The sequence below is a fragment of the uncultured Paraglaciecola sp. genome, assembly GCF_943787955.1.
GTDB lineage: Bacteria > Pseudomonadota > Gammaproteobacteria > Enterobacterales > Alteromonadaceae > Paraglaciecola.
In genome coordinates, this window is record NZ_CALSOK010000010.1 from 699,155 (window position 1) to 712,470 (window position 13,316).

At 42.3% G+C, this 13,316-nt stretch carries 13 protein-coding genes; 7 read left to right on the plus strand and 6 right to left on the minus strand.

Going from position 1 to position 13,316, the window contains the following annotated elements; genetic code table 11:
* Positions 1-32 precede the first annotated feature (32 nt).
* The 6 genes from trpA to Q0Y52_RS10935 are packed head-to-tail and all read right to left on the minus strand — an operon-like array spanning position 33 to position 6,764.
* On the minus strand, positions 33-851 hold the full coding sequence (trpA, locus tag Q0Y52_RS10910) for a tryptophan synthase subunit alpha (RefSeq protein WP_297821447.1): 819 nt from the start codon (positions 849-851) through the stop codon (positions 33-35).
* Complete coding sequence (gene trpB / locus Q0Y52_RS10915; RefSeq protein ID WP_297821449.1) at positions 844-2,031, minus strand: tryptophan synthase subunit beta; 1,188 nt, start codon at positions 2,029-2,031, stop codon at positions 844-846. Before trpB ends, trpA begins: the two co-directional genes overlap by 8 nt.
* A 55-nt stretch (positions 2,032-2,086) precedes the next feature.
* On the minus strand, positions 2,087-3,472 hold the full coding sequence (gene trpCF, locus Q0Y52_RS10920; protein ID WP_297821451.1) for a bifunctional indole-3-glycerol-phosphate synthase TrpC/phosphoribosylanthranilate isomerase TrpF: 1,386 nt from the start codon (positions 3,470-3,472) through the stop codon (positions 2,087-2,089).
* An 18-nt stretch (positions 3,473-3,490) separates the two neighbouring features.
* A complete protein-coding gene (trpD, locus tag Q0Y52_RS10925) occupies positions 3,491-4,504 on the minus strand; it encodes an anthranilate phosphoribosyltransferase (protein WP_297821522.1) in 1,014 nt (337 codons plus the stop codon).
* A gap of 5 nt (positions 4,505-4,509) precedes the next feature.
* Positions 4,510-5,166: an aminodeoxychorismate/anthranilate synthase component II gene (locus tag Q0Y52_RS10930; protein WP_297821453.1), complete on the minus strand. Its 657-nt coding sequence runs from the start codon at positions 5,164-5,166 to the stop codon at positions 4,510-4,512.
* Positions 5,163-6,764: an anthranilate synthase component 1 gene (locus tag Q0Y52_RS10935; protein ID WP_297821455.1), complete on the minus strand. Its 1,602-nt coding sequence runs from the start codon at positions 6,762-6,764 to the stop codon at positions 5,163-5,165. The genes Q0Y52_RS10930 and Q0Y52_RS10935 overlap by 4 nt, the downstream gene beginning before the upstream one ends.
* A 338-nt stretch (positions 6,765-7,102) precedes the next feature.
* Here Q0Y52_RS10935 and Q0Y52_RS10940 point away from each other — a divergent pair, with 338 nt between their 5' ends.
* From Q0Y52_RS10940 to Q0Y52_RS10970, 7 genes are all read left to right on the plus strand, one after another.
* Entirely contained in the window at positions 7,103-7,942 is an 840-nt protein-coding gene (locus tag Q0Y52_RS10940; RefSeq protein WP_297821457.1) for a PHP domain-containing protein, read from the plus strand.
* Positions 7,943-8,040: 98 nt separating this feature from the next.
* Complete coding sequence (locus Q0Y52_RS10945; RefSeq protein WP_297821459.1) at positions 8,041-8,661, plus strand: L-threonylcarbamoyladenylate synthase; 621 nt, start codon at positions 8,041-8,043, stop codon at positions 8,659-8,661.
* A 17-nt stretch (positions 8,662-8,678) separates the two neighbouring features.
* Positions 8,679-9,548 (plus strand): ScpA family protein, encoded by an 870-nt coding sequence (locus tag Q0Y52_RS10950; protein WP_297821461.1) that lies wholly within the window; start codon positions 8,679-8,681, stop codon positions 9,546-9,548.
* Complete coding sequence (gene scpB / locus Q0Y52_RS10955; protein ID WP_297821463.1) at positions 9,548-10,231, plus strand: SMC-Scp complex subunit ScpB; 684 nt, start codon at positions 9,548-9,550, stop codon at positions 10,229-10,231. The genes Q0Y52_RS10950 and scpB overlap by 1 nt, the downstream gene beginning before the upstream one ends.
* Positions 10,231-11,088: a 23S rRNA pseudouridine(2605) synthase RluB gene (rluB, locus tag Q0Y52_RS10960; protein ID WP_297821465.1), complete on the plus strand. Its 858-nt coding sequence runs from the start codon at positions 10,231-10,233 to the stop codon at positions 11,086-11,088. The genes scpB and rluB overlap by 1 nt, the downstream gene beginning before the upstream one ends.
* Before the next feature lie 353 nt (positions 11,089-11,441).
* Positions 11,442-12,002, plus strand: a complete 561-nt coding sequence (locus Q0Y52_RS10965) for an NUDIX domain-containing protein (protein WP_297821467.1) — start codon at positions 11,442-11,444, stop codon at positions 12,000-12,002.
* Between the two features lie 744 nt (positions 12,003-12,746).
* The coding region (locus Q0Y52_RS10970; protein ID WP_297821469.1) for a toprim domain-containing protein at positions 12,747-13,316 on the plus strand (570 nt) is incomplete at its 3' end.

Below are 13,316 nucleotides of genomic sequence, written 5' to 3' on the forward strand. Positions count from 1 at the left end.
GACATCCTTTAAATTATAAAAAATATAAATGGCTACTTGTGAGTTGCAGCTTTCATTTGTTTCACAAAGTGTTTAAGTTTTTCTAGCATGACATCTGGTTGGCTTAGATTTTCAGCAATAATATTCACTGTTGCTGAGCCAGAAATAGCACCTGCCGCACCCGATTGAATCGCATCTGCCACCTGTAAAGGCGTAGATATACCAAATCCAAGTAATGGTGGAGCCACTTTATATTGTGTCAGTTTGTCGATTAATTCACTGGCAGGGATAGTCACTGCTGTCTCGGTTCCTGTTACGCCAGCTCGACCCAGTAAATAAGTATAACCTTGGGATTTTTTACCAATTTCTGCAAAGGTTTCATCACTGGCATTGGGAGGTGCGATTAAAATTTGTTTAATACCTGTTTGCTCTGCAATGGCAATAAAACGGTCGGCTTCACGAAGTGGTACATCTGCTATCAGAATTGAATCGACCCCCGCTTTGGCTGCGTCTTGGTAGAATTTTTTGATACCACGTTTAAGCACAAGGTTGCTATACAGCAATAAACCAATAGGTATATCGGCATAAGCTTCACGCACTTGGCGAATGATTTCAAAACAGTCATCCGTTTTGATTTTATTCGATAGAGCGCGAATACTGGCTTTTTGAATAGTAGGGCCATCAGCAATAGGGTCAGAATAAGGAAATCCTAACTCTAATGCGTCTGCACCTCCTTCAACCATCGCTTTGATGATATTCACTGAGGTGTGAATGTCGGGGTCGCCTACCATGACAAAGGGGACAAATGCGCCTTCTTGTTTGTTGTTAAGATGTTTGAACATATTCGCGTAACGGTCAACGGAATTAGTCATGGTCTTGATCTCCTATGATGCTACGGACATGCTCTAAATCTTTGTCTCCACGTCCTGATAGGTTTACCACAATAATGGTGCCATCTTCTGCTTCATCCGCCATGTTAAGCGCGTGTGCAATCGCGTGCGCAGACTCAAGTGCTGGAATAATGCCCTCCTTTTGAGACAGAAGCTTAAAGGCATTGAGTGCTTCGTCGTCGGTGACAGACACATACTCGGCACGACCAATATCATACAAATGAGCATGTTGAGGCCCAACAGCGGGGTAGTCGAGTCCGGCAGATACTGAATACGATTCTTCAATCTGACCGTCGTTGTCTTGCATGATATAACTATATGCGCCGTGTAAAACACCTGTAGTGCCTTTACCAATAGCTGCGCCATGTTCTTTGGTATGTACCCCTTTACCAGCCGGCTCAACACCAATTAATCGTACGCTAGGCTCATCAATAAAATCAGCAAACATACCTATCGCGTTTGAACCGCCGCCGACACAAGCAACAAGTGCATCCGGTAAACGCCCTTCTTTAGCCATAATTTGTGCGCGGGTTTCTTCACCAATCATGCGATGAAATTCACGGACAATCGTTGGGAACGGATGAGGGCCTGCCGCTGTGCCTAGTAAATAATGAGCTGTGTCATAGTTAGCAGACCAGTCGCGCATGGCTTCGTTAACCGCATCTTTTAATGTGCCAGAGCCTGAATTAACCGGGATCACTTTTGCGCCCATTAAGCGCATTCTAAATACATTGGGTGCTTGGCGCTCCATGTCTTTGGCACCCATATAAATACGTGCTTTTAAACCCATTAATGCACAAGCTAATGCTGTGGCGACCCCGTGTTGCCCTGCACCTGTTTCGGCGATGACTTCAGTTTTCCCCATTCGCTTGGTTAACAGTGCTTGGCCTAATACTTGATTGGTTTTGTGAGCACCACCGTGTAATAAGTCTTCACGTTTGAGGTAAAGCTTTACTTTGGGATTATTGACTAAGTTTCTCGTCAATGTCATGGCTGTGGGGCGACCCGCATAATCCTTTAATAAACCCATAAATTCAGCCTGGAATTCTGGATCCTTCTGGGCATCGATAAAAACTTGCTCGAGTTGGTCGAGTGCAGGGATCAGCAGCTCGGGTACGTACATACCGCCATAGTCACCAAATTTACTGTCTAAATGATTCATCTTTTTCTCACTTTAAAACTGTTTTTTGCTCGCTAACGTTAACTCGCAGCTGCTGTTAATACTCTCTAAGCTGGTTAAAAGCCTGATTAATTTTATCTTGCTGCTTAATACCTGGTGCGCTCTCTACACCAGAATTTAAGTCAAGCATTCCGACCTGTAAATTAGCCGCTTGTTTAACATTGCATGGGGTGATGCCGCCGGCAAGAACAATGTTGGACTTGTCGGTTATCTCATCTAACAGTTGCCAACTAAAAGCCTGGCCTGTGCCACCTGATTGTTCACCGACTTGGCAATCTAATAAAAACAAGTCAACGCCAATCTCATCTAAATTAGGCAAGGTATCTTTGACGCCTTTAGCTAACCAAATTTGACAATGGGTAGGCAGTTTATTACGTAAACTGTTGATGTAAGTTTGCTGCTCTTGACCATGCAACTGAACAGCCGATAATTCCAAAGCTTGTGCGTATTTCACCACCAGTTCAATAGGAGCGTCAACAAACACGCCCACATATTGAAATGGCACGGCATAAGTGATTTGTTTGGCTTGCTCTAAGGTCACAAAACGTTTGGATTTTTCGGTAAATATCAGACCAGCAAAACTAGCCGGACTGTCTTTAACTAGCTTGGCTCCGGTTAAACTTGTTGTACCACAAACTTTTACTGTTCCGTACACCAACTGTTTTGCTGCTAATTTGATATCCTTTTCACCCATTAATGAACTGCCTACCAAAAATGCATTAACAAGTGACGCTAATCTGCGCACATCTTGATGGGTATAAATGCCGGATTCAGAAATGATCACATGTTCATGTTCAGCATGTTGATTAATTAAAGGCACCAAGCGCTCAGTTGTGGCGAGGTCTGTACTCAGATCTCGCAAGTCGCGGTTATTAATGCCAATGATTTTGGCTTTCAACGCACAGGCTCTGAGTACCTCTTGTTCGTTACTGACTTCGGTTAATACGTCGAGTTGGTATTGCTCGGCAAGTGTCGCTAGTGCTGTATATTGTGTGTCATCTAATACCGACAACATCAGTAGCACCGCATCAGCTTTATGGTAGCGGGCTAAATAGATTTGATAAGGTTCAACAAAAAAATCTTTGTTAATAACAGGCTGTGTCATCCGACTTCGAATATATTCTAGATACTCGAACTTACCTTGAAAATATTTCTCATCCGTTAATACCGATATACAGGCAGCAAAAGGACTGTAAGCTTGGATGATTTCATCTAAGTCAAAGTTTTCACGAATTAGCCCTTTAGACGGTGACGCCTTTTTACATTCTAATATAAAGGCAGCATTGGGCTGCGCCAATGCATCATAAAAACTTCTGTCTGAGAGTGTTAAATCATCAATAAAACTTGCTAACGGTAAATCAATTTTGCGTTGAGCGATTTCTTGTTTTTTGTCTAGGACGATCTTTTCTAATACATTGGCCATTTTTAGTCACTTTGTCCTTTATAGATTTTGGCTGATGGAAGCCGACAATTTAATCGTGGCTAATGGACGTTGCTGCTGCATAGCATTAATTGCCATTTCAGCCCCTTGCGCATAGGTTTGAACCTTGCCACATAGTTTTAATAATGCCGCAGTATTCATCGCCACCGCAGCTTGATGGGCAGCTTGGCCTTTGCCTAAAAGCACATTTTCAATGAGGATTTTATTTTCTTCTGGCTCGCCACCTGTAATGGCATCTAACGGATAATGCTCAAGTCCAAAATCAGTTGGAGAAACACTGCTTTGTGTTAACTGGTCGCCATTCACTTCCACTACTTGGGTATTGCCATGTAAGGCAAACTCATCTAATCCGCTGCCATGCACCACCAAGGCTTTTTGATAACCTAATAACTGCAAGGTTTTTGCAAAGGGTAACAGCAATTCTGGCGCATAAACGCCAATAATTATATGACTAGGACGAGCTGGATTCACTAAGGGACCCAGTAAATTAAATAAGGTGCGAGTTTTTAATGTGGTGCGCACTGGCATCGCATGGCGAATACCCGAGTGATAGTTTGGCGCAAACAAAAAGCACAGGTTTGAAACGTCGAGACATTGGCGCGCGGTGTCTGGTGACATGCTTAATTCTAAATCGAATGCTTTGAACAAATCAGCTGAGCCAGATTTACTCGAGACACTCCGATTACCATGTTTGGCGACTTTTACACCACAGCTTGCCGCGACAATGGCCGATGCAGATGAGATGTTAATGGTATTATGACCATCACCGCCTGTGCCCACTATATCTGCAAATTCATAATCTGGGCGGGGAAATACAGCTGCATTAGCTATTAATGCATTGGCAGCACCGGCTATTTCTTCTGGTTGTTCGCCTTTGATTTTTAATGCGGTCAATAGAGAAGATAAAACAATATCATCCACCTGACCTGTCACCACTTGTGAAAATATTTCGGTGACATCATCCTGCTTTAAGTCTTGGCCTTGATAGAGTTGTTGAAGAATTGAGTGGAGCATATGGTTCATAGGGGCAAAACCTTGTCTTGGGTTAAGAATTGAATACTTTGCAAAAGCAGCTGGCTACCATGAGAGGTCAAAATAGACTCTGGATGGAATTGAAAACCTAACATTTTATCTTGCAAATGTGCCACTGCCATAGGAATGTTGGCAAAATTGGCTAATACAGTTAATTGTTGAGGTATATTGCTGGCCATTAATGAATGATAACGAGCTACCGGTAATGGCTGTGGCATGTTAGCAAACATTTTATCAGCGCTATGCTCAATCAAAGAGGATTTACCATGCATTACATTATCGGCACGGATAATTTTGCCACCGTAAGACTCAACAATCGCTTGGTGACCTAAACAAATGCCCAACACCGGAAATTGGCCTTTCACTAGGTTTAACAGTGTTAACATTGAGCCTGCCTCAGAGGGATTACCCGGTCCGGGGGATAACATCAGCATCACTTGTTTAGTGTGACCATGTTCATCATTGTGCTGTGCCTTTTCATGCATTTTTTGTAAAATCACATCGGCCGCAACACTATTGCGATAAACGATTAGCTCAAGACCTAGCGTTCTCAGTTCATCCACTAAGTTGTAGGTAAATGAGTCAAAGTTGTCCAACAAAAAGACACAAATTTGTTGATTAATTTGAGTGGATTGTGAACTCACTTTACTGCTCCTTGTGTTTGCGAACTGGAAATAATAGCGCCTATTACCGCTTGTGCTTTACCTCGGGTTTCATCTGCTTCTGATTGCGGGTCAGAGTCAAACACAACACCTGCACCGGCTTGAATATAAGCCACATCATTTTTGACAAATGCAGAGCGTATAACAATACAAGTATCCATATCTCCTTGGCTGTTAATATAACCTACTGCTCCGCCATAACTGCCTCGACGTTGTTTTTCGACTTGACGGATTAATGTGGCTGCACTGACTTTAGGTGCGCCGACCAATGTGCCCATATTCATACAGGCTTGATAGGCATTGAGTGCGTCTAAATCATCCCGTAATTGCCCTACAACTCTAGACACTAAGTGCATCACATGTGAGTAGCGATCCACTTTAAGTAAGTCTGTGACATAACGAGTTCCGGGCTCACATACTTTAGCTACGTCGTTACGTGCTAAATCGACCAACATAATATGCTCGGCCCGCTCTTTTTGATCTTCTTGCAGGTTAAGTTCTAAGCGGGAGTCTAGGTCTAAGTCGATGCTGCCGTCTGCTCGTTTACCTCTGGGTCTTGTGCCGGCTATGGGGTAAATTTCCACTTGATTAGTGTGTTTGGTATACTTCAAGGCTGACTCAGGCGATGCGCCAAACATGCAGAAGTCGTCGTCCTGCAAAAAAAACATGTAAGGACTAGGGTTTTGTTGTTTTAAGGTGCGGTAAGCATCGTGAGGATGAGGACAAGGTAAGCTAAATGTGCGTGAAGGCACTACTTGGAAAATATCACCCGTTAGGATGTTTTCTTTTAGCCCTATGACATCGTCTATGTATTCTTGATCGGATTTATTCACCATTAGTTCATCGTGAGTGATAGGTGTTTTAACCGTTTCAGGTATAGGTTTCATGGTGCCTAATTTGTGTTTGACTTGCTCTAATCGTTGACTCACAGAGAAATAGTTACTTGCCACATTTTTACCGCTAAACACACTGCCAATGATTTCGCTTTGTTTTGTTTGGTGATCGATTATCACCAATGTTTCTGCTAGATAAAACACAAAATCTGGACAGCTGTTGGCACTATCCTCAACATCTGGGAGTGTTTCAAAAGTGGCCAATAAATCATAGGCCAATGCGCCACCTAAAAATACTGCATGGGGATGTTGACGAATAGCGGTGATTTTATTAATGATAAGTCGTAAGGCATCAAATACAGCCGGGGCTTTCAAGCGACTGTCTTCATCAAGCTCTGCATCCGGCGTTGGAAAGGTTAGAGTGACTACACCCTTTTCAGGGTCATATGCATGCGTCACGCCCACTGGACAATATTCATCAAACATAGGCAACACAGCATGGCCATTGTCAGACAATGCACTGCAATATACTCGCAGACCATGACACTCTAATTTAATTGCGGCATCAACCAATAACAAACTTTTGAGATTATCCTTACTGTCAATTTCAGCAGATTCTAATAATAAGTTATTGCTACGACCTTGGCATAGGTATTGATAAGCATGCAAAGGATCGGCTACATAATCAGCTGCTACTAATAGTGTTTCTACTTTGCCAAACTGCTCTGTTAACTGGGCTAAACTCATTTTTTGGTTCTCTATTGCTGTTTATCTTGAAGAGCAGGCATAAAAAAACCCGTATTATACGGGCTTTTTTTGAAATTTATTTGCAAAACACAAACACTCACCGCCCGTTAGTTCAGGTTGTGCCACCACCAAATGTTGTGTGTTTGAATATTTTTCATGAATTATTTTACTCGTTATCAGTTTAAATCAGTTATTCGGCTGTTATTCGGATGAGTATCGGTATAATAAAGCCTAATTACTACAATTTGGATGCATAGAAGAAAGCAAAAGCATAGCTTTGTCAACACACAAATTAATCTTAACCATAAATAAAAACAATGAATGAAAGTTATTATTGAATGAAAATCGACCTACATAGCCATACACATTATTCTGATGGGCACCTTTCACCTAAAGAGTTGATTGATCGTGCGCACAACATGCAAGTCAATGTGTTAGCGATTACAGACCATGACACAGTTGACGGTATACGAGAGGCAATGGATTATCAGTTTGCACAAAAGCGCTCTTTGCAAATATTGTCTGGTGTGGAGATATCGACTTCGTGGCATAACTTCGATATTCATATTTTGGGCTTAAATGTTGATCATAATGATCCGCAGTTTTTAGCTCGCTTAGAACAACAAAGCAAAGAACGTGATCGTCGCGCACAGCAGATGTCTGATAAATTGGCTAAAGTGGGTATCGACAATGTGTTTGAGCAGGCAAAAACGCTGGCAGGAAAAGGGCAGATTACTCGTGCTCACTTTGCTAGAGTATTAGTGGAACGCAGAGTAGTGAAAGACTTTGATGCGGTATTTAAAAAATATCTAGGTAAAGGCAAAAAAGCCCACGTTAAGCCCCAGTGGATTGATATGGCAGAAGCTATTATGTGGATCCAGGATGCGGGAGGTAAGGCAGTCTTAGCTCATCCTGGGCATTATGATATGACCACAAAATGGTTAAAACGTTTGGTTGAAGAATACGCCGATGCTGGTGGAGATGGAATGGAAGTGATTCATTCTCATCTTACTCCAGAACGCAAAAAGTTATTGGCTGATATTGCGGCTGAACACAATTTGCAAGCCTCCAGTGGTTCTGATTTTCATTACCCTAATCGCTGGACTGAATTAGGCAAAAACCTTTCGCTTCCCGAACAGCTTGTGCCAATATGGCATGACTGGAGTTTGTCCTGCTAAAGGCATGCTGGTTAACACGTGCTGTTGAATAGATAGTCAGCCAGCTTTACAATACTTAACAAGCAATACTGCTGTGATAGTAGAATAGGAACGTACCCATGAGTCAGTTTTTTTATATTCACCCCGAGAACCCTCAAGCTCGCTTGATCAAACAAGCTTGTGAGTTAATTCACAAAGGTGCTGTGGTGGTGTATCCCACAGACTCTGGTTATTCCATAGGTTGTCATATGAATGACAAGGCTGCGCTTGAGCAAGTTTGCCGAGTAAGACAAATTGGTAAAGACCATAACTTTACTTTGATGTGTCGTGATATGTCTGAGCTGTCTGAATATGCCAAGGTGGACAACACTTCGTTTAGAATGATTAAAAATAACACCCCTGGCCCTTATACTTTTATCCTCAAAGCTACCAAAGAAGTCCCTAAAAGATTACAAAATCCCAAACGCAGAACGATTGGGATCAGAGTGCCTGACAACAAAATTGCTTTGGCTCTTTTAGAAGAACTCGGTGAGCCATTGATGTCCAGTACCCTTATTTTACCCGGTGCATTAATCGCAGAGTCTAATCCTGATGACATTCGAGATGAATTAGAAAAGCAAGTGGGCTTGATTATTCATGGTGGCTTTTTAGGGGAACAACCCACCACTGTGATTGATATGTCAGAGAATGAAAATATTATTGTTAGAGAGGGTAGTGGCGACACTCGCCCTTTCATCTAGAGCGACTCTGCATTTATATGTCTTCCAATGATTCATCTTTTTCAGCCTTGAAAGTAGCCAATGAACCAGTGCAGCAACCGTTGCCATTGGCATTTATTAATGGCGAAGCGTTAATAGAAAAACCTGAAGACTTGTATATTCCTCCTGATGCCCTTGAGTTGATTTTAGAGGCTTTTGAAGGTCCTTTGGACCTACTTTTGTACTTAATTCGAAAACAAAAATTCGATATTATTAACTTGCCCGTGTATCAAATCACCCAGCAATACATGGAATATGTCGAGCTGATGAAAGATATTAAATTAGAATTGGCGGCAGAATATTTATTGATGGCAGCTATTTTAGCCGAGGTGAAATCTCGCATGTTGCTACCAAAACGACCTAACGCCGAAGAAGATGAAGACGATCCTCGTGCTGAACTGATCCGCCGCTTAAAAGAATATGAATTGATCAAACATGCAGCCCATGAACTCGATAATATTCCTCGCCAAGAGCGAGATGTATTTCCAGCACAAGCACAAACCTCTGACTCTGTAGCACCCATTCGTGTTCTGCCCAGCGTTAACTTGCAAGAAATAGTCCTAGGGTTTCAATCCGCTATGCAAAGAGCACAAGCTTTTGAACATCATCATATTGAAAAAGAAACACTGTCAACTCGTGAACGTATGAGTTTGATTTTACAGAAAATATCATCTGAACATTTCACCGGTTTTGACGAGTTGTTTCTAGCCAGCGAAGGTAAGGCGGGTGTGGTGGTGACCTTTTTAGCCATTTTAGAGTTGGCCAAAGAAAGTCTCATCGAACTGGTTCAAGCTCAGCCTTACAAGAACATTCATATTCGCGTTTCCCTTGGTGATCCCCTTGGAGATTCACAAGGAGTGCAGCCTTAATGGCTAACATTTCTCGGGCTCAACTTAAACAATTAGTCGAAGCTGCGATTTTTGTAGCTGACCAGCCCCTTAGCCAAGAGCAAATTCAGTCAACGGTGTTAGACGGATTGGCTGTCAGTAAAACCATGCTTAAAGACACCTTGGCAGAGTTAAAACTTGAATACCAAGCAAGAGGTATTCAACTCGTTGAGGTCGCCTCGGGTTATCGCTTTCAATCTATGGACAGTTTAAGCCCTTGGTTAAGTAGACTGTGGCAAGAACAAGCGCCTCGGTATTCACGAGCGATGCTTGAAATCCTTTCTTTGATTGCCTACAGACAGCCTATTACCCGCGGTGAAATTGAAGATGTGCGCGGCGTGTCAGTTAGTAGTCAAATTATGAAAACCTTAAGTGAAAGAGGTTGGATAAAAATTATAGGGCACAAAGAAGTGCCCGGCAGACCTTCTCTGTATGCCACTACCAAAACCTTTCTGGATTATTTTTCTTTGAAAAGTTTGAGTGAATTGCCTAGTAGTGATGAATTTTTGGGATCTGTAGACACAGACAATCAACTTAATATCTTATCCAGTGAGACCAATAATAGGCTCATTGAAGATAACTCCCCACAACAATCTGCAGAAGGGTCTACTATTGAAGCTAATATTGAGCCAAATAACGCAGATGAACCAGAGCAATTACATTAATGAGTGACAAATTACAAAAAGTACTAGCTAACGCTGGAATAGGTTCGCGTCGCGAAATGGAAAAATGGATAGAGGCAGCACGTATTTCAGTCAACGGCAAACTGGCAACCTTAGGTGACAGGGTCGAACCTTCTGACAAGATACGTGTGGATGGCAATCCCCTTAGCACTTCCAATGACGCCCCTGTGTGCCGAGTATTAATGTACAACAAACCTGAAGGAGAGCTGTGTAGTCGTAAAGATCCTGAAGGTCGTGCCACCGTATTTGACCGGCTGCCCGCTATCAAAAATGGCCGTTGGATTGCCGTAGGTCGGCTAGATATTAATACCAGTGGCTTGTTGTTGTTTACTAACGACGGCGAGCTGGCTAACCGTCTTATGCACCCTAAACACGAAGTGGAGCGAGAGTATTCAGTACGCGTGTTTGGTGAAGTAGAAGATATGATGTTGAAACGTCTCACTAAAGGTGTGCAGCTAGAAGACGGTGAAGCCAAATTCACTGAAATTGTGAAAAAGCCCGGTGACGAAGAAAGTCAAAATACTTGGTATAACGTGAGTCTATCTGAAGGCAGAAACCGTGAAGTGCGGCGTTTATGGGAATCTCAAGGCGTTCAAGTAAGCCGCTTGATGAGAGTGCGTTACGGCACCTTAGAATTACAAAAACGTTTGCCACAAGGTGGCTGGGTTGAATTGGGCTTACCTGATTTAAATACTCTTAGAGAAAGTGTGCAATTGCCAGCTGAGACAGAGACCCTGATCAAAATTGATCCCGGTAAGCTGGATCATGTGAAGATTAGTCGTATGCGGCGCTCGGTTAAGAAGCATAGAGTGCGCCAGGCTAAAAATAAGCGTGATTAGTAAGCGAGTTCTCGCTGGCAAGACAGGCCACACGCACTGAATTTTGTTAGATATGTGGCTTGAAATATATACCCTGGCGGGCACCCGCGTCCATTCGAGTCAAATCCATCAAAACGATGGTGTGAACCATGCTTTTCATTTTTAATAAACAAAAAAATGATCTTTGGGGGCAGAGCCTGACGGATCAACAAGGTATATATTGACGCCCTCATGAGCTACCTATAGTAGTAGAGTTGATGAAATCCCATTGTTTATAACATTAAGTGTAAAACATAAATATTTTAGACAAATGATTAAAAATTATTTGGGCTGAACAACGATAAAATAATGGTAAGTACCCTAGGTAATTATTTATGCAACTGTTAAAAACTGCTTTTCATCCCGATGTGTCCCCTGAAGATATTTCTGCTGCTAGTGAGCTTAGGCTCATTGTGCGTCACGCTGCTCGAGCTATTGTGGTTAAGGGGAATGATATTTTACTGTTATACACTCAACGTTATCACGATTACAGTCTTCCTGGTGGTGGCATAGACGCAGGTGAGGATAACATTGCGGGCTTAATGCGTGAACTGCAGGAAGAAACTGGGGCGCAGGGTATTCGCAATGTAAAAGCCTTTGCACGTTATGATGAGTATCGCCCTTGGTATAAACCTGATGGGGACATAATTCATATGATTTCCTATTGTTATGTGTGTGAGATAGATGATGAACGGGGTGACACCGCCTTTGAGTCATATGAAGTCAGCAATGGTATGAGACCACTTTGGGTGAATATTCATCAGGCGATTGCACACAATGAAGACGTGATGGCGACAAGCGATAAAAAAGGCCTTTCAATTGAAAGGGAAACGTATTTGTTGAAGGAGATTGTCAAAAAGTTGCTGCACGTTAGTGAATTAGCTGAGGTGAATTAACAGGGGCTTTATCATAGTAGGCCGTGCAATCGCATTCTGTTTTGGCAGCACCATTTTGGTGTTTTTTACATTTAAATACTTTAGTCGCTTCTTTTCGCTTGATTGTACTCAAAGTTAGCGAATTGCCTAATGGTATACTTTTTACTTGTCTACAATATGCAGACACATAATCCATTTTTACCACTCAGGTAAAAAGTCTGTTTTTGCATAAAATCACATCCATGCTGTCTACCCAAGCCCCTCTTTTATAAATGTTTGGTAAACTGCTCCTATGTTGAATCATCAATGAATGTTTGCCATTTATGTTTGGTATCTTCTTCGCTGTCATGCTCAAGAATGAAGATGAGAGTATTATTAGCTTTTTTGGTGGGATCCAATAGGTAAACACTTTTATTTCAAGACGTTCAAAAATATGATGTGTATGCTCTTCTACTCCCCTCTTTGGTAAGGAGCGTATTGCACTTATTAAGCACCTTACTCCTTCGAAGTAGCTGCACTTAAAAGCGACATTACAGAAACATAGATCTGCGGGTAGGATCTGCGAGGTCAGAACGGTTGATAAGATCTGTTAGTGAGAGAACGACATTACCTTAATTCAAGACAAAAACAGAATGCTAGTGTCAGCAGGTTACTCTCATCAGGGTACTCTCAGAAGGGCGCAATCATTAGACAGCATGGGAGCATTACCCTTGCCCAAACGTCAAAAATGCACTACTGTATAAAAAAACATGCTAAGTTATTTTTATGCGCCTATTTATTGCCGAAAAACCCAGTTTAGGTCGTGCTATTGCCGAGGTATTACCCAAGCCTCACAAGAAAGGCGACGGTTATATCATTGCCGCTAATGGCGATACTGTGAGCTGGTGTATTGGGCATTTACTCGAACAACTTCAGCCTGAGGCTTATGATCCTGCTTTTAAAAAGTGGAGCCATGCACATCTGCCGATTATTCCCGCACAGTGGCAACTTGGGGTTAAAAAGCAAACCGCTAAACAATTGGGCGTTTTGCGTAAGTTAGTTAAACAAGCTGAGCATTTGGTTCACGCAGGTGACCCCGACCGTGAAGGTCAATTGCTGGTAGATGAAGTGATCAATTTTTTAGGGGTGACTGGGGCCAAAAAAAATACTATTCAACGCTGTTTAATCAGTGATTTAAACCCTAGTGCTGTGAAACAGTCTTTGAGTAAGTTGCGTAGTAACCGAGAATTTATTCCTTTATCTACTTCTGCTTTGGCAAGATCTCGCGCGGATTGGTTATATGGAATTAACTTAACCCGTGCTTATACCTTGCAAGGTCAAAAAGCGGGATACAAT

Excerpts from the sequence above, each read along its gene's own strand:
- Q0Y52_RS10950 (WP_297821461.1), top strand. The coding sequence starts at position 8,679 with ATGTCTTCCAATGATTCATCTTTTTCAGCCTTGAAAGTAGCCAATGAA.
- trpD (WP_297821522.1), bottom strand. The coding sequence starts at position 4,504 with ATGCTCCACTCAATTCTTCAACAACTCTATCAAGGCCAAGACTTAAAG.
- Q0Y52_RS10935 (WP_297821455.1), bottom strand. The coding sequence starts at position 6,764 with ATGAGTTTAGCCCAGTTAACAGAGCAGTTTGGCAAAGTAGAAACACTA.
- rluB (WP_297821465.1), top strand. The coding sequence starts at position 10,231 with ATGAGTGACAAATTACAAAAAGTACTAGCTAACGCTGGAATAGGTTCG.
- Q0Y52_RS10965 (WP_297821467.1), top strand. The coding sequence starts at position 11,442 with ATGCAACTGTTAAAAACTGCTTTTCATCCCGATGTGTCCCCTGAAGAT.
- trpB (WP_297821449.1), bottom strand. The coding sequence starts at position 2,031 with ATGAATCATTTAGACAGTAAATTTGGTGACTATGGCGGTATGTACGTA.
- Q0Y52_RS10940 (WP_297821457.1), top strand. The coding sequence starts at position 7,103 with ATGAAAATCGACCTACATAGCCATACACATTATTCTGATGGGCACCTT.
- scpB (WP_297821463.1), top strand. The coding sequence starts at position 9,548 with ATGGCTAACATTTCTCGGGCTCAACTTAAACAATTAGTCGAAGCTGCG.
- trpCF (WP_297821451.1), bottom strand. The coding sequence starts at position 3,472 with ATGGCCAATGTATTAGAAAAGATCGTCCTAGACAAAAAACAAGAAATC.
- trpA (WP_297821447.1), bottom strand. The coding sequence starts at position 851 with ATGACTAATTCCGTTGACCGTTACGCGAATATGTTCAAACATCTTAAC.
- Q0Y52_RS10945 (WP_297821459.1), top strand. The coding sequence starts at position 8,041 with ATGAGTCAGTTTTTTTATATTCACCCCGAGAACCCTCAAGCTCGCTTG.